17 protein-coding genes, 1 tRNA gene and 1 pseudogene are annotated in these 22430 nt (G+C 62.0%); 2 read left to right on the top strand and 17 right to left on the bottom strand.

Annotated elements, in window-relative coordinates; translation table 11 throughout:
- From AC0L2Z_RS32710 to rpsL, 4 genes and pseudogenes are all read right to left on the bottom strand, one after another.
- A pseudogene (locus AC0L2Z_RS32710) lies at positions 1-77 on the bottom strand (GTP-binding protein); the annotation flags it as partial.
- A gap of 66 nt (positions 78-143) precedes the next feature.
- The gene (gene fusA / locus AC0L2Z_RS32705) at positions 144-2234 is read right to left on the bottom strand and encodes an elongation factor G (protein WP_023798114.1); all 2091 of its coding nucleotides are present in this window, start codon (positions 2232-2234) and stop codon (positions 144-146) included.
- Between the two features lie 30 nt (positions 2235-2264).
- Positions 2265-2735, bottom strand: coding sequence for a 30S ribosomal protein S7 (rpsG, locus tag AC0L2Z_RS32700; RefSeq protein ID WP_008875664.1), 471 nt, complete (start codon positions 2733-2735; stop codon positions 2265-2267).
- Positions 2736-2820: 85 nt separating this feature from the next.
- Entirely contained in the window at positions 2821-3192 is a 372-nt protein-coding gene (gene rpsL / locus AC0L2Z_RS32695) for a 30S ribosomal protein S12 (RefSeq protein WP_006333356.1), read from the bottom strand.
- A gap of 462 nt (positions 3193-3654) precedes the next feature.
- Here rpsL and AC0L2Z_RS32690 point away from each other — a divergent pair, with 462 nt between their 5' ends.
- Together AC0L2Z_RS32690 and AC0L2Z_RS32685 are read left to right on the top strand one after the other, a co-directional pair.
- Positions 3655-3936, top strand: coding sequence for a hypothetical protein (locus tag AC0L2Z_RS32690; RefSeq protein ID WP_023798115.1), 282 nt, complete (start codon positions 3655-3657; stop codon positions 3934-3936).
- A gap of 110 nt (positions 3937-4046) precedes the next feature.
- A complete protein-coding gene (locus tag AC0L2Z_RS32685; protein ID WP_473630344.1) occupies positions 4047-4982 on the top strand; it encodes a Gfo/Idh/MocA family protein in 936 nt (311 codons plus the stop codon).
- A gap of 353 nt (positions 4983-5335) precedes the next feature.
- Here AC0L2Z_RS32685 and rpoC read toward each other — a convergent pair whose 3' ends face one another.
- The 13 genes from rpoC to AC0L2Z_RS32620 all read right to left on the bottom strand — a co-directional run.
- On the bottom strand, positions 5336-9532 hold the full coding sequence (gene rpoC, locus AC0L2Z_RS32680) for a DNA-directed RNA polymerase subunit beta' (protein WP_473630343.1): 4197 nt from the start codon (positions 9530-9532) through the stop codon (positions 5336-5338).
- A 187-nt stretch (positions 9533-9719) separates the two neighbouring features.
- A complete protein-coding gene (gene rpoB, locus AC0L2Z_RS32675) occupies positions 9720-13856 on the bottom strand; it encodes a DNA-directed RNA polymerase subunit beta (protein WP_023798118.1) in 4137 nt (1378 codons plus the stop codon).
- A gap of 253 nt (positions 13857-14109) precedes the next feature.
- Positions 14110-14487 carry a 50S ribosomal protein L7/L12 gene (gene rplL, locus AC0L2Z_RS32670; RefSeq protein WP_023680442.1) on the bottom strand — a complete coding sequence of 126 codons (378 nt, stop codon included), beginning with the start codon at positions 14485-14487 and terminating at the stop codon, positions 14110-14112.
- 54 nt (positions 14488-14541) lie between these two features.
- Positions 14542-15060, bottom strand: coding sequence for a 50S ribosomal protein L10 (gene rplJ, locus AC0L2Z_RS32665; protein WP_473630342.1), 519 nt, complete (start codon positions 15058-15060; stop codon positions 14542-14544).
- A gap of 413 nt (positions 15061-15473) precedes the next feature.
- A complete protein-coding gene (gene rplA, locus AC0L2Z_RS32660; RefSeq protein WP_287176018.1) occupies positions 15474-16172 on the bottom strand; it encodes a 50S ribosomal protein L1 in 699 nt (232 codons plus the stop codon).
- A 4-nt stretch (positions 16173-16176) separates the two neighbouring features.
- A complete protein-coding gene (rplK, locus tag AC0L2Z_RS32655; RefSeq protein ID WP_023798121.1) occupies positions 16177-16605 on the bottom strand; it encodes a 50S ribosomal protein L11 in 429 nt (142 codons plus the stop codon).
- Between the two features lie 169 nt (positions 16606-16774).
- Positions 16775-17302: a transcription termination/antitermination protein NusG gene (gene nusG, locus AC0L2Z_RS32650; protein WP_006333333.1), complete on the bottom strand. Its 528-nt coding sequence runs from the start codon at positions 17300-17302 to the stop codon at positions 16775-16777.
- Between the two features lie 27 nt (positions 17303-17329).
- Positions 17330-17533, bottom strand: coding sequence for a preprotein translocase subunit SecE (gene secE, locus AC0L2Z_RS32645; protein WP_013531408.1), 204 nt, complete (start codon positions 17531-17533; stop codon positions 17330-17332).
- Positions 17534-17905: 372 nt separating this feature from the next.
- A tRNA-Trp gene (locus tag AC0L2Z_RS32640) sits at positions 17906-17981 on the bottom strand.
- Positions 17982-18016: 35 nt separating this feature from the next.
- Positions 18017-18526 carry a metal-dependent hydrolase gene (locus AC0L2Z_RS32635; protein ID WP_473630341.1) on the bottom strand — a complete coding sequence of 170 codons (510 nt, stop codon included), beginning with the start codon at positions 18524-18526 and terminating at the stop codon, positions 18017-18019.
- 112 nt (positions 18527-18638) lie between these two features.
- Positions 18639-20300, bottom strand: a complete 1662-nt coding sequence (locus AC0L2Z_RS32630; RefSeq protein ID WP_473630340.1) for a COG3904 family protein — start codon at positions 20298-20300, stop codon at positions 18639-18641.
- Positions 20301-20477: 177 nt separating this feature from the next.
- On the bottom strand, positions 20478-22115 hold the full coding sequence (locus AC0L2Z_RS32625; RefSeq protein ID WP_473630339.1) for a COG3904 family protein: 1638 nt from the start codon (positions 22113-22115) through the stop codon (positions 20478-20480).
- A gap of 239 nt (positions 22116-22354) precedes the next feature.
- Positions 22355-22430, bottom strand: a 76-nt coding sequence (locus AC0L2Z_RS32620; RefSeq protein ID WP_454589835.1) for an EF-Tu C-terminal domain-related protein, incomplete at its 5' end; no start/stop codon positions are given.

Genomic DNA, 22430 nt, shown 5'->3' with positions numbered 1-22430 from the left:
GTCTTGCCATGATCGACATGGCCAATCGTGCCGATGTTCACATGAGGCTTTGTACGCTCGAATTTACCTTTTGCCATGTGATCTCTCCATTCCTGCTCGCCCGTGCGGGCTTTGAATTAAGTTAGCGCTGCAACCCGTTGGGGTTACGCGTATTTCTTCTGGACTTCCTGAGCGACCGCGGTGGGGACCGGCTCGTAGTGATCGAACTGCATCGTGTAGGCCGCGCGGCCCTGGCTCATCGAGCGCAAATTGTCGACGTATTTGAACATGTTGGCGAGCGGCACCATGGCGTTGACAACAACCGCCACGCCGCGCGATTCCTGGCCCTGAATCTGGCCGCGACGGCCGTTCAGATCACCGATGACGCTGCCGACATAATCTTCCGGCGTCACCACTTCGACCTTCATGATCGGCTCGAGCAGCTGCACGCCAAGCTTGGGCGCCGCTTCACGGAAGCAGGCACGGCCGGCGATTTCGAAGGCGAGCACCGAGGAGTCGACATCATGGTAGGCGCCGTCGATCAACGTCGCCTTGACGCCGATCATCGGGAAGCCGGCGAACGGGCCGGAGGTCATGACGCTGTTGATGCCCTTTTCGACACCGGGGATGTATTCCTTCGGCACAGCGCCGCCGACGATCTTGGATTCGAACAGGAATTCGCTGCTTTCCGGATTCGGCTCGAACAGGATCTTGACACGGGCGAACTGGCCGGTGCCGCCGGTCTGCTTCTTGTGGGTGTAGTCCTGCTCGTGCCTGCGGGTGATCGTCTCGCGATAGGCCACCTGCGGCGCGCCGACATTGGCCTCGACCTTGAACTCGCGACGCATGCGATCGACGATGATGTCGAGGTGGAGTTCGCCCATGCCGGAGATGATCGTCTGGCCGCTTTCCTCGTCGGTCTTGACGCGGAAGGACGGGTCCTCGGCGGCCAGGCGATGCAGCGCAAGGCCCATCTTTTCCTGGTCGTTCTTGGTCTTCGGCTCGATGGCGATCTGGATGACCGGATCGGGGAACTCCATGCGCTCGAGGATGACCGGATGCAGCGGATCGCAGAGCGTGTCGCCAGTCGTCGTGTCCTTGAGGCCGGCCAAGGCGACGATGTCGCCGGCGAAGGCCTCTTCGACGTCAGCGCGCGAATTCGCATGCATCTGCAGCATACGGCCGATGCGCTCCTTCTTGCCCTTCACCGTATTGTCGACCGAGATGCCCTTGGTGAGCTTGCCCGAATAGATGCGGGCAAAGGTGAGCGAGCCGACGAACGGGTCGTTCATGATCTTGAAGGCGAGCATCGACAGCGGCTCGCTGTCGTCGGCGTGACGCTCGATCTCGGCGTCGGTCTTGGCGTCGACGCCCTTGATGGCCGGAACGTCGGCCGGCGACGGCAGATATTCGACGACTGCGTCGAGCAGCGGCTGCACGCCCTTGTTCTTGAAGGCCGAGCCGCAGAACATCGGGTAGAACTTCACCGCAATGGTGCCCTTGCGGATCAGAGCGCGGATCTCGTCATTGCTGGGCATCTTGCCTTCGAGGTAATTCTCGAGCGCCGTCTCGTCCATTTCGACGGCGGCCTCGATCATCTTCTCGCGATATTCTTCGGCGCGGGCCTTGAGGTCGTCGGGGATCTCGACGACGTCCCAGGCGGCGCCCAGCGTCTCGTCGCGCCAGACCAGCGCGTTCATCTCGACGAGATCGACGACACCCTTGAACTCGGTCTCAGCGCCGATCGGCAGCTGCATGACGACAGCCTGTGCACCGAGGCGCGAGCCGATCATTTCGACCGAGCGATAAAAATCCGCGCCGATCTTGTCCATCTTGTTGCAGAAGATCATGCGCGGCACGCGGTACTTGTCGGCCTGGCGCCAGACGGTCTCCGTCTGCGGCTCGACACCGGCGTTGGCGTCGAGCAGCGCAATGGCGCCGTCGAGCACGCGCAGCGAACGCTCGACCTCGATGGTGAAGTCGACATGGCCGGGAGTGTCGATGATGTTGAAGCGGTGCATCTTGCCGTCACGAGCCTTCCAGAAGGTCGTGGTCGCGGCGGACGTGATGGTGATGCCGCGCTCCTGCTCCTGCTCCATCCAGTCCATGGTGGCAGCGCCGTCATGGACTTCGCCGATCTTGTGCGACTTGCCCGTGTAGTAGAGGACGCGCTCGGTGGTCGTCGTCTTGCCGGCGTCGATATGCGCCATGATACCGAAATTGCGGTAGTCTTCGATTTTATATTCGCGGGCCATGGGAGGTGCCTCTTCAGTCTCGTTCGCGCTTTACCAGCGGTAGTGCGCGAAGGCGCGGTTGGCTTCTGCCATCTTGTGGGTATCTTCACGCTTCTTGACGGCGGTGCCGCGGTTGTTGGCCGCGTCCATCAGCTCGCCGGAGAGGCGGTCGACCATCGTGGTCTCGTTGCGGTTGCGAGCGGCGGCGATCAGCCAGCGGATGGCCAGCGCCTGACGGCGCTCGGGGCGCACGTCGACCGGAACCTGGTAGGTGGCGCCGCCGACGCGGCGCGAACGCACTTCCACATGCGGCGCGACATTGTCGAGCGCCTGATGGAAGACGGTGACCGGCTCCTGCTTGGTCTTGGACTGGACCTGGTCGAGCGCGCCGTAGACGATGGTCTCGGCAACCGACTTCTTGCCGTCATACATGACGGCGTTCATGAATTTGGTGACGATCAGATCGCCGAACTTCGGGTCCGGGTTGATCTCACGCTTTTCTGCACTGTGACGACGGGACATTTTTTCTCTGCCTCAATTCTGCGTGGTGGCCTGGATCCCGGATCGTCGCCTGGCGCCGTCCGGGATGACCTTGGCTACGCTTCGGTCACTTCGGACGCTTGGCGCCGTATTTCGAACGGCGCTGCTTGCGGTTCTTCACACCCTGCGTGTCGAGCACGCCGCGGATGATATGGTAGCGGACACCCGGAAGATCCTTGACGCGGCCGCCGCGGATCATCACAACCGAGTGTTCCTGAAGGTTGTGGCCTTCGCCGGGGATGTAGCCGATCACTTCAAAACCATTGGTCAGGCGGATCTTGGCCACCTTGCGCAGCGCCGAGTTCGGCTTCTTCGGCGTCGTTGTATAGACGCGCGTGCAGACGCCCCGCTTCTGCGGGTTCTGCTGCATGGCCGGGACCTTGTTGCGCTTCACCGGCGCAATGCGCGGCTTGCGGATCAGCTGGTTGACGGTAGGCATTAAACCCTCTTGTCTCTCAATTCCGTGTCTCGCCCGGTCAGGGCCGCTCAAAGCGTCATTTCCATACGCAAAGTCGGGCCACAAACCGCGCCTCGCGGTCTTGCCCGAACAAATGGCAGAGGAAGCGGAAACCGCTTCATGCACGCCGGAAATGTCTTTTCGCTCGTAAAACGAACCCTGTTTGAGGCAAACTCCAAAGCGTGTCGCTTCGGAAGGGAGAGCCTCACATCGGTTCTGACTGGGCGGCTTCTACTCGCAAGCCTGTTGCCCGTCAACCCCGGAGCACCAAATATTACGCTGAAACCGAGGCTTGGCAGCCATGCGAAAAGTGCATGTAATTTTCTTTCGCCATTTTGCAAGAGCAAGGAAGATAGTGACCGGCCCTCGGCTGTTGCATAGCCACGCTTCATGCGAAGAAGCGACATGAACAGCGCAAATCCCCTCGCCCGGAGGAATCGGCCCGTGAACGACAATGATGAGCGCCCGGTCACCATCATCACCGGCCGGGCGTGGAAAAGAAAGGGCGGCAAGCCGGAAGGCGTCCACCTCATGCTGGTCGCGCCCGACGACGATTCGGCGGTGCGCCGGGCGCTCGAATCACTCGCGGCCGAAGGCTACGCCGAGGCGGAGCTCGACCAGATCGGCGACCTCGACGGCGTGCCCGACGAAGAGCCGCATTTGTCGGCCTATCAGGGCGCGCTCGAAGGCGAAGTGTCGATCGTCACCTTCGACGTGCCGCTGTGACCAGCCATGTCCCTGGCCGTCGCGGTTTAGGGCCGTCGCGGTCTGGCACTGCTTGCCCGGCATCGGTTCTCTGCTAAGAACCAAGCGCAATATCAACCTGCGGAGTTCCCATGTCCCTGAATAGCGGTCCCATCAAGCTCGGCATCGTCGGCGTGGGAAAGATTGTTCGCGACCAGCACCTGCCGGCCCTGGCCAAGGATCGCGACTACCTGCTCACCGCCGCCGCCAGCCGGCACGGCAAGGTGGACGGCATCGCGAATTTTCCTGATATCGAGACGATGCTCGACGCGGTGCCGGAACTCGAGGCCGTATCGCTCTGCATGCCGCCGCAGTTCCGCTACGACGCCGCGCGGACGGCGCTGGCGGCGAAGAAGCATGTTTTTCTGGAAAAGCCACCCGGCGCCACGGTCAGCGAGGTCGAAGACCTGAAAGCGCTGGCGGCGGCAAATGGCGTCTCGCTGTTCGCCAGCTGGCATTCGCGCTATGCGCCGGCGGTGGAAGCCGCACGTGCATTTTTAGGCTCGACCACGATCAGGTCGGCTGCCATCAACTGGAAGGAGGACGTGCGCCGCTGGCACCCCAACCAGGACTGGATCTGGGCGCCGGGCGGTTTCGGCGTGTTCGATCCCGGCATCAACGCGCTGTCGATCGCGACCCACATACTGCCGGCGATGTTCATCACCTCGGCAATCCTCGATTTTCCCGAAAACCGCGCCGCCCCGATCGCCGCGCACATCGCCTTCCGCACCTCGAACGGCTTGCCGGTGGCGATGGAACTCGACTGGCGCCAGACCGGCCCGCAAAGCTGGGACATTCTGGCCGAGACCGACAAGGGCGCGATGGTGCTTTCTGGCGGCGGCGCAAAACTCGCGGTCGACGGCCGCGTCGTTCACGACGAGCCGGAAGCCGAATATCCGATGCTCTACAAGCGCTTCGCCGAGATCGTGCGCGCCGGCGTTTCCGATGTCGATCTCGCTCCGTTGCAGCATGTCGCGGACGCTTTTATGCTCGGCAAGCGCAATGTGGTGGAAGCGTTTTTCGATTGACGCCGCGGCGCTGCAAGGAGTGGCCTTCGCTCCGGTCCTGACATTCTGCAATCGCCGCGCCGCCCCTCATCTGGCTGCCGCCATCTTCTCCCCGTGAACGGGGAGAAGGACGCCGTCATTAAAGATTTCGCCAATCTCCACCGTCGCAGAAAGAGCGCCAAGGTTGCGGCCAGCTTCTTTCTCCCCGTTTACGGGGAGAAATGCCCGGCAGGGCAATGAGGGGCGGCGCCGGACGATCGAAACAAGTCGCAACACTCGACGACGCCTCCTCCAGTCCGTCGCCAACTCAACATGCAAAAAAGCCGCCGGGTTGCCCCGACGGCTTTGTTGCCTGAGATCTGTACCCGCCGCGCTTACTGCGCGGCGGAAGCCATGTCGGTCAGCATCGGATCGGCGACCTCGACGCCCGACGCCTTGCGGCGCTCGTCGATGATCAGTTCGTCGCGCGAGGTGGCGATGCGCCGGATCTGGCTCATCGTGCCGCCGGTGCCGGCCGGGATCAGACGGCCGACGATGACGTTTTCCTTCAGCCCCTGCAGCATGTCGGTCTTGCCGGCAACCGCCGCTTCGGTCAGCACCCTGGTCGTCTCCTGGAAGGAGGCGGCCGAGATGAAGGACGGCGTCTGCAGCGAGGCCTTGGTGATGCCCAACAGCACCGGCTGGCCTTCGGCCGGCTTCTTGCCGTCTTCGACCAGGCGCTCGTTGACCTCTTCCAGCTCGATCACGTCGACGTGGTCGCCCGGAATGTAGGTCGAATCGCCCTGCGCGGTGATCTCGACCTTCTGCAGCATCTGGCGAACGATCACCTCGATGTGCTTGTCGTTGATCGACACGCCCTGCAGACGGTAGACCTCCTGGATCTCGTTGACGAGGTAGGAGGCAAGCGCCTCCACGCCCTTGATCGCCAGGATGTCGTGCGGCGCCGGATTGCCGTCGAGGATGTAGTCGCCCTTCTCGATGACGTCGCCGTCCTGGAGATGGAACGGCTTGCCCTTCGGGATCAGGTATTCGACCGGCTCAAGCGTCGAGTCATGTGGCTCGATGATGATGCGGCGCTTGTTCTTGTAGTCGCGGCCGAAGCGGATCGTGCCATCGATCTCGGCGATGATGGCGTGATCCTTCGGACGGCGTGCCTCGAACAATTCGGCAACACGCGGCAGACCGCCAGTGATGTCCTTGGTCTTGGCGCTTTCCATCGGGATACGCGCCAGCACGTCGCCGGGGCGAACCTGTGCACCCGGCTCGACCGAAAGAATGGCCTCGACCGAGAGCAGGAAACGAGCGTCGCCGCCCTTCGACAGTTTGCCGACCTTGCCCTTGGCGTCCTGGACGACGATCGCCGGCTTGAGGTCGTTGCCGCGTGGCGTCGAACGCCAGTCGATGACCTCGCGCTTGGTGATGCCGGTCGATTCGTCGGCCGTTTCCTGGACGGAAATGCCGTCGACCAGATCCTCGAACGCCACCTTGCCCTCGATTTCGGTGAGGACCGGGCGGGTGTAGGGATCCCACTCGGCGATGCGCTGGCCGCGCTTCACCTTGTCGCCATCGTCCACGAAGATGCGCGAACCATAGGTGAGGCGGTGCGTGGCGCGCTCCTTGCCGGCCTCGTCGAGGATCAGCACGGCCATGTTGCGGCCCATGACCATCTGCTGGCCGTCGGAGTTGCGCACCACGTTGCGGTTGCGGATCTCGACCTTGCCCTCATACGAGGCTTCAAGGAACGACGAGTCCACCACCTGCGCCGTACCGCCCATGTGGAAGGTACGCATGGTGAGCTGGGTGCCCGGCTCGCCGATCGACTGCGCCGCGATGACGCCGACAGCTTCGCCCTGGTTGACCGGGGTGCCGCGGGCCAGATCGCGTCCGTAGCAGACCGCGCAGACACCGACCCTGACGTCGCAGGTCAGCGCCGAGCGGATGCGGACCGACTGGACGCCGGCCTTTTCGATCTGCTCGACGTCGCGTTCGTCCATCAGCGTTCCGGCCTTGACCAGAACCTCACCGGTGACCGGATGCGTGATGTCGTCGAGCGCCGTGCGGCCGAGAACCCGCTGGCCGACGGAAGCGACGACCTGGCCGGCATCGACGATCGGCTGCATGGTGAGGCCCTTGTCGGTGCCGCAGTCGACGGAGTTGACGATGCAGTCCTGCGCCACGTCGACCAGACGACGGGTGAGGTAACCCGAGTTCGCCGTCTTCAAGGCGGTGTCGGCCAGACCCTTGCGGGCGCCGTGGGTCGAGTTGAAGTACTCGAGCACGGTCAGGCCTTCCTTGAAGTTCGAGATGATCGGCGTTTCGATGATCTCGCCGCTCGGCTTGGCCATCAGGCCGCGCATACCGGCAAGCTGGCGCATCTGGGTGGGCGAGCCGCGCGCACCGGAGTGCGACATCATGTAGATCGAGTTCATCGGCTTTTGACGGCCATTGTCCTCGAACTCGACCGCCTTGATGCGAGCCATCATCTCGTCGGCGACCTTTTCCGAGCACTTGGCCCAAGCGTCGACGACCTTGTTGTACTTCTCGCCCTGGGTGATCAGGCCGTCATTGTACTGCTGCTCGTATTCCTTGGCCAAGGCCTCGGTGTCGGAAACCAGCTTGATCTTGGCATCCGGGATCAGCATGTCGTCCTTGCCGAACGAAATGCCGGCGCGGCAGGCGTGGCTGAAGCCGAGGGCCATGATGCGATCGCAGAAAATGACCGTCTCCTTCTGACCGCAATGGCGGTAGACGGTGTCGATCATCTTGGAGATGTTCTTCTTGGTCATCTCCTGGTTGGCGGTCTCGTACGGCACGTTGACGTTCTTCGGCAGAAGCTCGCCGATGATCATGCGGCCGGGCGTGGTGTCGTAGATCTTCGACGCGACCTTGCCGTCCGCATCGACCGTGCGGAAGCGGCCCTTGATCTTGGAGTGCAGCGTCACCGCCTTGGACTCGAGCGCGTGCTGCAGTTCGCCCATGTCGGCAAACACCATGCCCTCGCCCGGCTCGTTCTGGTTGACGATCGACAGATAGTAGAGACCCAGAACCATGTCCTGCGACGGCACGATGATCGGCGCGCCGGAAGCCGGGTGCAGGATGTTGTTGGTCGACATCATCAGCACGCGGGCTTCAAGCTGTGCTTCCAGCGACAGCGGCACGTGAACCGCCATCTGGTCGCCGTCGAAGTCAGCGTTGAAGGCCGTGCAGACCAGCGGGTGAAGCTGGATCGCCTTGCCTTCGATCAGGATCGGCTCGAATGCCTGGATGCCGAGGCGGTGCAGCGTCGGCGCACGGTTCAACAGCACCGGATGCTCGCGGATGACCTCGTCGAGGATATCCCAGACTTCCGGACGCTCCTTCTCGACCAGCTTCTTCGCCTGCTTGACGGTCGAGGAATAACCCTTGGCGTCGAGACGGGCATAGATGAAGGGCTTGAACAGTTCGAGCGCCATCTTCTTCGGCAGGCCGCACTGGTGCAGCTTGAGCTCCGGACCGGTCACGATGACCGAGCGGCCGGAATAGTCGACGCGCTTGCCGAGCAGGTTCTGGCGGAACCGGCCCTGCTTGCCCTTCAGCATGTCGGACAGCGACTTCAGCGGACGCTTGTTGGCGCCGGTGATGACGCGGCCGCGACGGCCGTTGTCGAACAGCGCGTCGACGGCTTCCTGCAGCATGCGCTTTTCATTGCGCACGATGATGCCGGGCGCGCGCAGCTCGATCAGCCGCTTCAGGCGGTTGTTGCGGTTGATGACGCGGCGATAGAGATCGTTGAGATCGGACGTGGCGAAGCGGCCGCCGTCCAGGGGAACCAGCGGGCGCAGGTCCGGCGGGATCACCGGCACCACCTTCATGATCATCCATTCCGGACGGTTGCCGGACTCCATGAAGTTCTCGACGACCTTGAGCCGCTTCAGATACTTCTTCTGCTTGAGCTCGGACGTGGTCGAAGCCAGCTCCGAACGCAGGTCGCCGGCGATCTTCTCCAGGTCCATGCCGGCCAGAAGGTCGTGGATGGCCTCGGCGCCGATCATGGCGGTGAACGAATCCTCGCCATATTCGTCGACGGCCATCATGTACTCTTCCTCGCTGAGAAGCTGGTGCTCCTTCAGCGCGGTCAGGCCGGGCTCGGTGACGATGTAGTTCTCGAAATAGAGAACGCGCTCGATGTCCTTCAGCGTCATGTCGAGCAGCGTGCCGATACGCGACGGCAGCGACTTCAGGAACCAGATATGGGCGACCGGCGCGGCCAGCTCGATATGGCCCATGCGCTCGCGACGGACGCGCGACAGCGTGACTTCGACGCCGCACTTCTCGCAGATGACGCCCTTGTACTTCATGCGCTTGTACTTGCCGCACAGGCATTCGTAGTCCTTGATCGGACCGAAAATACGCGCGCAGAACAGGCCGTCGCGCTCCGGCTTGAAGGTGCGGTAGTTGATGGTCTCCGGCTTCTTGATCTCGCCGAACGACCAGGACAGAATCTTCTCAGGGCTGGCGAGCGAAATCCGGATGGAATCGAACACCTGTGCAGGCGCCTGGGGATTGAAGAGATTCATGACCTCTTGGTTCATGCCGTTCTCCTTTTCGGGGTCATCGAAAACCCCTTTCATCTAGCGCGGGCCAAACGCCCGCCGACTTGATCGGCCATCGGCCGAAGAAACTTTCTTGTTTGAGCATGATCTTGGCCGAAAACCGGTAACCACTTTTCGGGATCATGCTCGGCGTCCGACCGCGGGGAACCGCGACCGGACGTCTTGCTTATTCGGCCGCGTCGGGCAGCCGGATCGGATTGTCGTCGAGCTTGGTGTTCTCCAGCTCGACATTGAGGCCCAGAGACCGCATTTCCTTGACGAGAACGTTGAAGCTCTCGGGGATGCCGGCCTCGAAGGTGTCGTCGCCTCTGACGATCGCCTCGTAGACCTTGGTGCGGCCGGCGACGTCGTCCGACTTCACCGTCAGCATCTCCTGCAGCGTGTAGGCGGCGCCGTACGCCTCGAGCGCCCAGACCTCCATCTCGCCGAAGCGCTGGCCACCGAACTGCGCCTTGCCGCCCAGTGGCTGCTGGGTAACGAGCGAGTACGGCCCGATCGAGCGCGCGTGGATCTTGTCGTCCACAAGATGGTGAAGCTTGAGCATATATATGTAGCCCATCGTCACTTTGCGATCGAACGGCTCGCCGGTGCGTCCGTCATAGAGCTGCGACTGACCGCTGGTGTGCAGGCCCGCCTGCTCCAGCATGATGTTGATGTCGGCCTCGTGCGCGCCGTCGAACACCGGTGTCGCGATGGAGACGCCGCGGCGCATCTGCTCGCTGAGGCGAACGACGCTCTCGTCGTCATAGTCGCGGACCGGCTCGTTGCGGTCGTTGGCCGGCATGAAGCTCTCGAGCGTCTTGCGCAGCGGCTTGATGTCGCCGCCTGTCTTGTACGCGTCGATCAGCTCGCCGATCTTCCTGCCCATTCCGGCGCAAGCCCAGCCCAGATGCGTCTCCAGGATCTGGCCGACATTCATGCGGCTCGGCACACCCAGCGGGTTGAGCACGATATCGGCATGCGTGCCGTCCTCGAGGAACGGCATGTCCTCGACCGGAACGATCCGCGACACGACACCCTTGTTGCCGTGCCGGCCGGCCATCTTGTCGCCGGGCTGCATCTTGCGCTTCACGGCCACGAAGACCTTGACCATCTTCATGACGCCGGGAGGCATCTCGTCGCCGCGCTGCACCTTCTCGACCTTGTCCATGAAGCGCTGTTCGAGCGCCTTCTTGGAATCGTCGTACTGGCCACGCAGGGCTTCCAGTTCGCTCTGGAGCTTTTCGTTCTCCACCGCAAACTGCCACCACTGCGAACGCGGATACTCGTCGAGCGTATCCTTCGACAGCTTCGAGCCCTTCTTGAAACCCTTCGGCCCGGCAATCGCATCCTTGCCGACGAGAACGTCGGACAGGCGCGAATAGACGTTGCGGTCGAGAATCGCCTGCTCGTCGTCGCGGTCCTTGGCGAGGCGTTCGATCTCCTCGCGCTCGATCGCCATGGCGCGCTCGTCCTTCTCCACACCGTGGCGGTTGAAGACGCGCACTTCGACGACGGTGCCGAAGGTCCCGGGCGGCATGCGCATGGAGGTGTCACGCACGTCCGATGCCTTTTCGCCAAAAATGGCGCGCAGAAGCTTTTCTTCCGGCGTCATCGGGCTTTCACCCTTCGGCGTGATCTTGCCGACCAGGATGTCGCCCGGCTGCACTTCCGCACCGATATAGACGATGCCGGCCTCGTCGAGGTTCTTCAGCGCTTCTTCCGAGACGTTGGGGATGTCGCGGGTGATTTCCTCCGGCCCGAGCTTGGTATCGCGCGCCATGACCTCGAACTCCTCGATGTGGATCGAGGTGAAGACGTCGTCGGCGACGATGCGCTCGGACAAGAGGATCGAGTCCTCGTAGTTGTAGCCGTTCCACGGCATGAACGCGACCAGCACGTTGCGGCCGAGCGCCAGATCGCCGAGCTCGGTCGACGGACCGTCGGCGATGATGTCACCCTTGTTGACCAGGTCGCCCATGCGCACCAGCGGACGCTGGTTGATGCAGGTGTTCTGGTTCGAACGCTGGAACTTCATCAGCCGGTAGATGTCGACGCCCGACTTGCCGGGATCGAGATCTTCCGTGGCGCGGATGACGATACGCGTCGCGTCGACCTGGTCGACGATGCCGCCGCGGCGGGCGCCGATGGCGGCGCCGGAGTCACGGGCGACGATCGGCTCCATGCCGGTGCCGACGAACGGCGCTTCGGCGCGCACCAGCGGCACGGCCTGACGCTGCATGTTCGAGCCCATCAGCGCGCGGTTGGCGTCGTCGTTCTCGAGGAACGGAATCAGCGCCGCGGCCACCGACACCATCTGCTTGGGCGACACGTCCATCAGATCGACGTTTTCGCGCGGCGCCATCATCACTTCGCCGGCATTGCGGCAAATGACGAATTCGTCGACGAAACCACCATTCTTGTCGAGCTCGGCATTGGCCTGCGCGACGTGGTGCTTGGCCTCTTCCATCGCGGAGAGATAGACGACCTCATTGGTCAGCTTGCCGTTGACGATCTTGCGGTACGGGCTCTCGATGAAGCCATACTTGTTGACGCGCGCAAATGTGGCCAGCGAGTTGATCAGACCGATGTTCGGGCCTTCCGGCGTCTCGATCGGGCAGATGCGGCCGTAATGCGTCGGATGCACGTCGCGCACCTCGAAGCCGGCGCGCTCGCGGGTCAGACCACCGGGTCCAAGCGCCGAGAGACGGCGCTTGTGGGTGATCTCCGAGAGCGGGTTGGTCTGGTCCATGAACTGCGACAGCTGCGAGGAACCGAAGAACTCGCGCACGGCAGCAGCCGCCGGCTTGGCGTTGATCAGGTCCTGCGGCATCACCGTATCGATCTCGATCGAGGACATGCGTTCCTTGATCGCGCGCTCCATGCGCAAGAGGCCGACGCGGTACTGGTTCTCCATCAGCTCGCCGACCGAGCGCACGCGGCGATTGCCGAGATTGTCGATGTCGTCGATCTCGCCCTTGCCATCACGCAGTTCGACCAGCGTCTTGACCACGGCCAGGATGTCGTCCTTGCGCAGCACGCGCACGGTGTCCTCGGCCTTGAGCTCGAGGCGCATGTTCATCTTGACGCGGCCGACGGCCGACAGGTCATAGCGCTCGCTGTCGAAGAACAGCGAGTTGAACATGGCTTCGGCGGTTTCCAGCGTCGGCGGCTCGCCGGGGCGCATGACACGGTAGATGTCGAACAGCGCGTCCTGGCGGCTCTCGTTCTTGTCGACGTTGAGCGTGTTGCGGATATAGGCGCCGACATTGACGTGGTCGATGTCGAGAACCTTGATCTCGTCGTCGCCGGCGGCGAGAAGCACTTTTAGCGTCTTTTCGTCGATCTCGTCGCCGGCCTCGAGGAAAATCTCGCCGGTCGCATAGTTGACGATGTCCTCGGCAAGGTAGTTGCCGAGCAGATCCTCGTCGGTCGCCTTGATCGCCTTGAGACCCTTTTCGCCGAGCTGACGGGCCTGGCGTGCGGTGATCTTCTTGCCGGCCTCGACGACGACCTCGTTGGTGTCTGCATCGATCAGGTCGCCGACAGCCTTGAGGCCGCGGAAACGCTCGACGTTGAACGGGATGCGCCAGTGGTCGCCGGCGCGCTTGTAGGTGATCTTGTTGTAGAAGGTCGACAGGATCTCCTCGGCGTCCATGCCGAGCGCCATAAGCAGCGACGTCACCGGGATCTTGCGGCGGCGGTCGATGCGGGCGTGCACGACGTCCTTCGAGTCGAACTCGATGTCGAGCCACGATCCGCGATAGGGGATGACGCGCGCGGCAAACAGCAGCTTGCCCGACGAGTGCGACTTGCCCTTGTCATGGTCGAAGAAGACGCCCGGCGAACGGTGCATCTGCGAGACGATGACGCGCTCGGTGCCATTGACAATGAAGGTGCCGTTCAAGGTCATGAGCGGCATGTCGCCCATATAGACGTCCTGCTCCTTGATGTCCTTGATCGACTTGGCGCCGGTATCCTCGTCGATATCGAACACGATGAGGCGCAGCGTCACCTTGAGTGGCGCGGCATAGGTCAGGTCGCGCTGACGGCATTCGTCAACGTCGAATTTCGGTGCTTCGAACTCGTACTTCACGAATTCCAGCATCGAGGAGCCGGAAAAGTCGGAGATCGGGAACACCGATTTGAAAACCGCCTGCAGCCCCTCGTCAGGACGCCCGCCCTTGGGCTCCTCGACCATCAGGAACTGGTCATAGGATGCCTTCTGAACCTCGATCAGGTTCGGCATCTCCGCAACTTCCGGAATCTTTCCGAAGAATTTGCGTACGCGTCTGCGGCCATTGAAAGTTTGTGTCTGGGCCATCGTCGCTCCTTAGCTCGATTCTCGGGGCGAGCCTCGCCGCGGCTCGCCTTGCATTCTCGGCCACCTTCGGCGGCGGCCTTTATTTGTTCACCCGCCACCTGTCGATGGCCGGCCAAAACGGGAGAAAACCCGTTTCCTGAAGGCCGGTTTACGGCCCTCAGGAAAGAGGTTTTCGTACTCTTCGCGTTACGCAGCCTCCCTTCGCGCCAAGGGAGCGGCGGACGGCGCGAAGCCGCCCGCCGATATCAAACGCTTACTTCAGTTCGACCTTGGCGCCGGCTGCTTCCAGCTGGGCCTTGAACTTGTCCGCGTCGGCCTTGGAAACAGCTTCCTTGACCGGCTTCGGAGCCGCCTCGACCAGGTCCTTGGCTTCCTTGAGGCCAAGACCGGTGATGGCGCGAACTTCCTTGATGACATTGATCTTCTGAGCGCCCGCCTCGGTGAGGACGACGTCGAATTCCGTCTTTTCCTCGACCGGAGCAGCAGCAGCCGCAGCACCGCCGGCGGCCGCAACCGCCACCGGAGCAGCAGCGGAAACGCCCCACTTTTCTTCCAGAAGCTTCGACAGCTCGGCCGCCTCGAGGACGGTCAGCTTCGAAAGGTCGTCTACGATCTTTGCCAGATCAGCCATTGCAATATTCCTTTATAAGGTTCGAACGTGTGTTTGTGATAGCGAGGAACGGCCTCATGCCGCCTCGTCCTTCCGGGCGTAAGCGCCGATGACACGCGCGACCGAAGCCGCAGGCGCATTGACGATCTGGGCGATCCGGGTTGCCGGCGTGGCGATCATGCCAACCAGCCTGGCGCGCAGCTCATCGAGCGACGGAAGTGTGGCGAGTGCCTTCACACCGTCGGCGCTGAGCGAGGTGGTGCCCATTGCGCCGCCGAGAATGACGAGCTTGTCATTTCCCTTGGCGAAATCGGACGCGACCTTCGGCGCCGCAATCGGATCCTCCGAATAGGCGATCAGCGTCTGTCCCTTGAACAGGTCGATGATCGATGCGGAGTCCGTGCCCTGAAGAGCGATTTTGGCGAGACGGTTCTTCGCGACTTTGACGGTGCCACCGGCGACACGCATTTTCGACCGAAGGTCGTTCATTTGCGCGACGGTAATACCGGCGTAGTGGGCCACGACGACTGAACCAGCGCCCGAAAACGCTTCATTCAGGCCCGTGACGAGTTCGCGTTTTTCCGCTCTGTCCACTGCCTATCTCCAGTTGACCCCAATCCTGTTAACGGGAACATTCCCATTACGAGGACAGGTGTCGGGTTGCCTTTTGCCGGCCGGGCCATCCAGTAACGGATCTCCCGAACGACGCTCGAGGATCCTGCCCCCTTTCGCCACACCAGCCGGCAAGCCGAATGGTGCGCAGACAAAAGGCAAACACGGTTCGAACCTTTCATTGGAGCAGTCGCTCCGTTGTCCGGTCTTCACCCGTCTCATGCAGGCCCACATGAATTAAGGCCCCCCTTGAACCAAGGCCTGGGGCCGCCCGCAATCTCGGACAGGATGTCCGGAAGCCTTCCGACTTCCGGTACCGGGCCGCCGAGATAAATCGGAGGCCCGGAATTCTGTTTGCGGATCAGCCCTTTAGCGGCAGATCCAAATGGTTCGTATCAGGACGCTGCCAGCGTCGAGACGTCGAGCTTGAGGCCCGGGCCCATCGTCGAGGTGACCGACACCTTCTTGACGTAGTTGCCCTTGGCGCCAGCCGGCTTCGCCTTGGTCACCGCGTCGGCGAAGGCGCGAACATTCTCTTCCAGCGCCTTGACGTCGAACGAGATCTTGCCGACGCCGCCATGAACGATGCCGGCCTTCTCGACGCGGAACTCGACCGCGCCACCCTTCGACGCCTTGACGGCGGCGGTAACGTCGGTGGTGACAGTGCCGACCTTCGGGTTCGGCATCATGCCACGCGGGCCGAGCACCTTGCCCAGACGGCCGACCAGCGGCATCATGTCCGGCGTGGCGATGCAGCGATCGAAGTCGATCGTGCCCTTCTGGACGATGTCGACCAGATCCTCGGCGCCAACGATATCGGCGCCGGCCGCCTTGGCTTCCTCGGCCTTGTCGCCACGCGCGAAAACCGCGACGCGGACGGTACGGCCGGTGCCGTTCGGCAGGTTGACCACGCCACGGACCATCTGGTCGGCATGGCGCGGGTCGACACCCAGGTTCATCGCGATTTCAACGGTCTCGTCGAACTTCACCGAGGACCGGTCCTTGAGCAGCTTCAGCGCATCACCCAAGGTATAGGCCTTGTTGGGATCGATGCCTTCGCGGGTCTTCGATACACGCTTTGCAATCTTTGCCATGATCTCAGCCCACCACTTCCAGACCCATCGAGCGGGCGGAGCCCTCGACCATGCGCATGGCCCCCTCGATATCGGTCGCGTTCAGATCCTTCATCTTCTGCTCGGCGATGGCGCGCACCTTGTCGCGGCCGATCGTGCCGGCCTTGACCTTGCCTGGCTCCTTCGAGCCCGACTTCAGGTTTGCGGCCTTCTTCAGGAAGTAGCTCACCGGCGGCGTCTTCATGACGAAGGTGAACGACTTGTCCTGGTAGTAGGTGATCACGACCGGAACAGGCGATCCCTTTTCCATTTCCTGGGTCTGCGCGTTGAACGCCTTGCAGAACTCCATGATGTTGATGCCGCGCTGACCAAGCGCCGGTCCGATCGGGGGCGACGGTGTCGCCGAGCCCGCGGAAACCTGGAGCTTGAGCTGGCCTGCAATTTTCTTAGCCATCTCTTCCTGCCTTCATCTCATGCCGGCCCCAAATCTGGGCAACACCGGCGGTTGCAGTCTGGTGGTGCGGTTCCTGCAGCGGGCTAAAGCCGCATTCGCCTCCCACCCGTTTTGGCGGCGATTTCCCCGCCGCCTCCCTCACCGCCGAATTGGCGACAAGGATTTCGGATCAGCCCTTTTCGACCTGTCCGAATTCGAGATCGACCGGCACGGCGCGCCCGAAGATCGAAACTTCCACCTTGAGCCGCGCCCGCTCCTCGTCCACTTCCTGGACGAAACCGTTGAACGAGGCGAACGGACCGTCCGAGACGCGGATCGCCTCGCCGATCTCGAAAGTGACCGACGGCTTCGGCCGCTCGACGCCTTCCTGCACCTGGTTCAGGATGCGCTGGGCCTCGGCCTCGGTGATCGGCACCGGCTTCGAATCACCCAGGAAGCCGGTGACCTTCGGCGTGTTCTTCACGAGCGAGAACACTGCGTCGGTCAGGTTGGCCTTCAGCAGCACGTAGCCCGGGAAGAACTTGCGCTCGGCATCGACCTTGCGGCCGCGGCGTATCTCGACGACCTTCTCGGTAGGCACCACGATCTGCTCGATGTCAGCGGACAGGCCTTTCTGCTTGGCCTTGTTCTCGATGTCCTCAGCGACCTTTTTTTCAAAGTTCGAATAGGCGTGGACGATGTACCACCGCGCAGTCATTTCAAGGCTTCTCCGTAATCGCCGGACTCAGCGTCCAATGCCCAGAATCTGCTCGACCGCGAGGCCCATGAGCTGATCGGCAGTAAAGAAAAAGATCATCGCGATCACAGCGAACGCCAGAACCATCACCGTCGAGATCATCGTTTCGCGACGCGACGGCCAAGTCACCTTGGCGGTCTCCGCGCGAACCTGCTGGAGAAAGACGAATGGATTTGTGGTTTTCGAAGCCATGTGCCGCTCTGTCTGCAAGACCCGTTGACCGGATCTCCTGGATGATCCCGCTGGCCGGGATGTGCCGCCTGAGCCTGTGTCCGCGCCGAATCAGCGCAATCATTTCGCCCATGCAAATCGGACGCGTAAAGCCGGCTTCCCAGCTCCACGCGTCGCGTGTCTGTTTCGTCTACATAAAACCGATTCTTGATCCACGCAAGTGGCAAGTGTCCGCTTTATGCCAAACGCCGCCTCGGAACCATCCAGTCGTCCCGTTCCGGCTATGGCGCTCTTATGCCTCAAGACAGCCTATATGGCAAGCCACCGCGCGATTTTCAAAAGGTCGACGCGCGGAAGACCAGAAATTTTTTCATGAATTGGCCATTCGAAAAATGGCACGGGCAGCAGGGCTCGAACCTACGACCTGCGGTTTTGGAGACCGCCGCTCTACCAACTGAGCTATGCCCGTATCGCGCGCTGCTATTTCATAAAGCGGACAAGAACTCAAGTCGAGTTTTCAGGCGTGGCCGCGCCGGGCTGCAATCGTCGAAATCCGAGGGCCAGCGCCCAGGCGCATATCAGAAGTTCGAGGGCAAAAGTCCAATGCAACATGAAGCTCATGACCCAGTTGCGATACATCGCCGGGACCGTGACGAGTTCGAGCGCGCGCCGGTCGAACGGCATTAGCCACATGATAGGCGACGCCACGCTGTCCAGGATCATATGTATCATTGCGGCGGCAAAGAAGGCGCCGACCGGGGTCAGATATCGCGGATTCCGCCATTTCGCGACCGACAGTGCCACAAGGCCAACCGCTGCCCAGAAGAGCGGCCAGTGCGTGACGTAGGCGTGGTGATGGGTTCGTCCGCCATCGACAAAATGGAAATAGACCATGTCGAGGTCCGGGACGACGCTGCCGAGCATTGCCGCCGCCATGATCCCCGATCTGCCGGGCCAACGGTTTCGTGCGAAACTACCGAGTATGTAGCCAGCCGGAAGATGAGCGATCAGCATCGTCAAACCTTGTTCATTGCCGAATCGGTCGAACGTCGCGGCGGATTGTGGCGCATTCAGGAAGGACTACCCCGCCTCGCCCTATCGCGCTCGGCTGGGGCGTGACTGCGCCTTACAGCTTGACGGCCGCCTCGGCCTGAACCTCGGACGTCGACACGACGCGGCAATTCTCCGGTATTGGCTGCGACTTGCAGATGGTCGGGCCGGTAAATTCATCGGCCGAACCAAGCCCGGTCGTCAGCCCGACTTTCAGCATCATCTCGGGTTCGAGCTGCCGATGGCGCGAGGCGGGCACCGACCGCATCGCCGCCAGCAGACCGGGTCCGACCGCCATATCCCTGAGATAGGTTTTGACCCGCTGCTCCAACCCGATCGGGTGCACGGTCAACTGCGCGCGAGGGCCGACAAGGCGTCTGACGCCGCCGGCAAGCATGATCGGGCAGGCCGCGCCACACGCACCGCTCGCATCGATCGTCAGTCCGACATGGACGCCATCCCTGGCGGCGCAATCCGCCTTGTCCGGCTCGCATCCAATGAAGTCCGTCCGCGCAACCGCCACGTCGAGCTTGCGTTCTCGGATCAATCTTCCGGCGGCCAGAGCGCCGAGCACGTCGCCTCCCGGCGAGTTGATCACCACGGGCAGTCGCCGGTCACCGATCGTATCCAGCAGTTGGCGCAGCCGTTCCGGCGTTTGAGCGCTGATCATGCCTTCAGCGGAGATCCATTCGGGACAATTCGGATCGCAGAGAAAACTTCTGCCGCGAACCAGGACGAAACGCATATCGCCAACATCGGCCCGCTGCACGGCTTCAGGTTCGCCCGGCGCGGCCGGAGCGGGCTTGGCGTACGCCACCACGTCGCCGGCCGGCGCCGGTATTTCCCTGCAGTTCGCGGCCACCGGATCGGCCTTGCACAGGGTTGTCGCGGTCAGCAGGTCGACGGCATCCAGGCTGGTCACCAGCTTCGCCTGCAGCATTTCGTAGGGGGCCAGCTGCTGGATGGTGCTGGCCGGGGTGTTCTTCATCGTCTCGAGCACGGCTTGGCCGACGCCCATTTCGTTCAGATAGGCAGCCAGTCTTTTCTCCACCGACTTGCTCATCTCGTAGGTCTTGTAGCTGCCGGCGTTCTTGCGGCCGACGATCTTCTTGCTGAGGATCTTCTTCTTGCCTCCGACCACGCGATAGGTAGTCCGGTACTGCAATTTCGTCTTGATGTAAGTCGTGGTGATCTGATGGACGCCGAGAAAGGCCCATTGCCCGACGACGCGCCTGATGCCGCCGGCAAACATCAGCGGACAGGCGGAATTGCAGATGGCGCCGTCGGCATAGGCATTGCCGAAATAGCGAGCGCCCTTGCCGTCGTTTTCCTTGCAGTCCTTGGCATCGGGCGGGCAACCGGTGAACCGGGTTTTGCCGACCGCGATATTGAGCTTGTTCTTGCGCAGCAGCCGGCCAAGCGCCAGCGCCGCTTCGACGTTGCCGCCGGGAGAATCCACGACAACGGGCAGTTTTCGGCCACCGAGTGCCTTGAGCGTGCGTTTGAACAGGGCCGGCGTGCCGGCCACTATCGAGCCTTCAGCCGATATCCATTCCGGGCAGGTCGGTTCGCAACCAGGCGCGCTGCTGCGGACGACGACAAACCGCATCGTCGGACCAAAATCCGGCGCGGATTTTTTGGTGTTCGCCGCGAAGGCAGCGTGTCCCATGACCAGGAACGACGCCAGGCAGATCACCATCCACCGTGCCTGGCCATTCAGACGGTGCCACGAAACCATTCGGGAAGCCCCCCGCAATGCGACCTATAGTAGTTCAGCTTTGCCGGCTTGCAACAGCGTTTTGCGACGATGGCGCAAGCGCCGGCCGTACCCAAAAAAGTATGCCGGCCGTATCCAAAAGCGAGACGGGCGGCCCGAAGACCGCCCTTCGAGGTAGGGCTTTGGGTATTTCAACGGCTACGGCTTTGGTGTGAATTGTGCGTCAACCTTGAGCGCCGGTACCGCCGGGCAATTTTGCGGCCTCGGTTCGGTTTTACAGACAGTTGGCCCCACCAAATGGTTCGCCGATTCAGGTCCCGTCGTCAGTCTCATCGTCAACATTGTGCCGGGTTCGAGCCGGAGCCGGTTGCGCTTATAATCGAAGCGGTCGAGCGGCATCGGCGGAAACAGATGCTGCCTGACCGACATTTCCGCAAGATAAGAGCGTATCCGCTCCGCGAATGCCAGTGATTGAACGCTGACTGGCACCTTGGGGCCCACGAAACGTCTGACGCCCCCAGCAAGCATGATCGGACAGGCGGCATCGCACCCCGCATCTAAATCGGTCGCGACACCAGGATAGAACCCATCCGGTGGCGCGCACCCTTTGTCCTGCGGCTTGCACCCGGTAAAATCGGTGCGCGCAATCGCGACGTCAAGTTTGCGGTCGCGGATCAATCTTCCCATGGCAAAGGCGCTGAGCAAATCGCCTCCCGGCGAACTCACGATCAACGGTAGACGCCGGCCGCCGACCGTATCGAGCAATTGGCGAAATATCTTCTGCGTATCGGGAGTGATCGTGCCCTGCGCTGCAATCCATTCGGGACAATCGAGACCGCATTTCGGATCGCTGCTCCGGACCAGGACGAAACGCATCGAATTGTCGACCGGCGCTGGACGGGCCGACGGAGTGGCCCCTCGGACGGCCACCACTGCCGTCTTGGCCGGCTTGGCATTCGCAGGGATCTCTCTGCAGTTCGCCGGCGCCGGACTCCGCCGGCATATGCCCGCCTGCGTAAGTATGTCGAGGGTGTCCCTGCTGGTGACCAGCTTCATCGTCAGCATGTCGTCGAGGGCGATCTGCCGGATATCACTGGCAGGCGTAGCCTTCATTACGTCAAGAACGCCCCGCCCGACGCCCATCTCCCTGAGATATGCCGACAGCCTCTTCTCAAGCGCCTTGCTCATCTCATAGGTCTTGTAGCCGATATTGTCTTGAGTGACGGTTTCTGTGGTGACCTTATATTTTTTGCCCCGCACAACCCGATAGGTGGTTCGATATTGCCGTTTGGTGCGGAAATGGGTCGTAGTGATCTGATGGACGCCCAGATGGGCCCAACCGCCGACCACGCGTCCGACGCCTCCGGCAAACATCAGCGGACATGCGGAGTTGCACATGGCACTGCCGTCGGACGCAATGCCGAAATATGCGGCGCCCTTGCGATCATTGGCCCGGCAATCCTTCATCCCGGGCCAACAATCGGAAAACCTGGTTATACCAACGGCGATATCGAGCTTGTTCTTGCGGATTATTCGACCAAGCTGGAGCGCAGCATCGACATTGCCGCCCGGGGAATTGACGATGATCGGCAGTTTGCGGCGGCCGAGTTTCTTCAATATGCGCTTGAGCTGGGCTGGCGTGCCCGCTTCAATGGCGCCTTCTGCCGAGATCCATTCCGGACAGTTAGGCTCGCAGCCGGTCGCGCTGCTGCGAACGACGGCGAAACGCATCGGCGAAATATCATCGGACCATACCTTCGGCTCGGTCCAAGTCGTCAGATCGGACCATTTCGGGAAGACATCCTCGGCGTTCGCCGCAAAGGCAGCCATCGCCATTGCGACCACCGGCACCAGGCGAACCAGCCCGCGCCACCACCCGGCCCTACTGCTTAAACGGCGTCCCCGAACCACGCTTGGCAAAAGCCCCCTCAATGCAACCTATAATAGTTGCGGTGGTGGTGCTTGCAACAGCTTTGAAACGACCGCGCAAGATTGTTCTGCGTGCAGCCAGTAAACGTAGAAAGGGCGGCCCGAAGACCGCCCTTCCCTGTCGATCCGGCGGATGCCGGTATCGATTACTCTTTGATGGTGACGACGATGCCGGCACCGACGGTGCGGCCGCCTTCACGGATGGCGAAGCGCAGCTTCTCT

It is taken from the genome of Mesorhizobium sp. WSM4850 (assembly GCF_055811735.1).
Note: the sequence above shows the minus strand (reverse complement) of the source record. Positions and strands in the feature narration are given on the sequence as shown.

Bases quoted from the DNA above. Each gene is read 5' to 3' on its own strand.
- AC0L2Z_RS32635 (WP_473630341.1), bottom strand. From the start codon at position 18,526: ATGCTGATCGCTCATCTTCCGGCTGGCTACATACTCGGTAGTTTCGCA.
- AC0L2Z_RS32685 (WP_473630344.1), top strand. From the start codon at position 4,047: ATGTCCCTGAATAGCGGTCCCATCAAGCTCGGCATCGTCGGCGTGGGA.
- rpsG (WP_008875664.1), bottom strand. From the start codon at position 2,735: ATGTCCCGTCGTCACAGTGCAGAAAAGCGTGAGATCAACCCGGACCCG.
- fusA (WP_023798114.1), bottom strand. From the start codon at position 2,234: ATGGCCCGCGAATATAAAATCGAAGACTACCGCAATTTCGGTATCATG.
- rpoB (WP_023798118.1), bottom strand. From the start codon at position 13,856: ATGGCCCAGACACAAACTTTCAATGGCCGCAGACGCGTACGCAAATTC.
- nusG (WP_006333333.1), bottom strand. From the start codon at position 17,302: ATGACTGCGCGGTGGTACATCGTCCACGCCTATTCGAACTTTGAAAAA.
- AC0L2Z_RS32630 (WP_473630340.1), bottom strand. From the start codon at position 20,300: ATGGTTTCGTGGCACCGTCTGAATGGCCAGGCACGGTGGATGGTGATC.
- rplA (WP_287176018.1), bottom strand. From the start codon at position 16,172: ATGGCAAAGATTGCAAAGCGTGTATCGAAGACCCGCGAAGGCATCGAT.
- rplK (WP_023798121.1), bottom strand. From the start codon at position 16,605: ATGGCTAAGAAAATTGCAGGCCAGCTCAAGCTCCAGGTTTCCGCGGGC.
- rplL (WP_023680442.1), bottom strand. From the start codon at position 14,487: ATGGCTGATCTGGCAAAGATCGTAGACGACCTTTCGAAGCTGACCGTC.
- AC0L2Z_RS32625 (WP_473630339.1), bottom strand. From the start codon at position 22,115: ATGGCGATGGCTGCCTTTGCGGCGAACGCCGAGGATGTCTTCCCGAAA.
- rpsL (WP_006333356.1), bottom strand. From the start codon at position 3,192: ATGCCTACCGTCAACCAGCTGATCCGCAAGCCGCGCATTGCGCCGGTG.
- secE (WP_013531408.1), bottom strand. From the start codon at position 17,533: ATGGCTTCGAAAACCACAAATCCATTCGTCTTTCTCCAGCAGGTTCGC.
- rpoC (WP_473630343.1), bottom strand. From the start codon at position 9,532: ATGAACCAAGAGGTCATGAATCTCTTCAATCCCCAGGCGCCTGCACAG.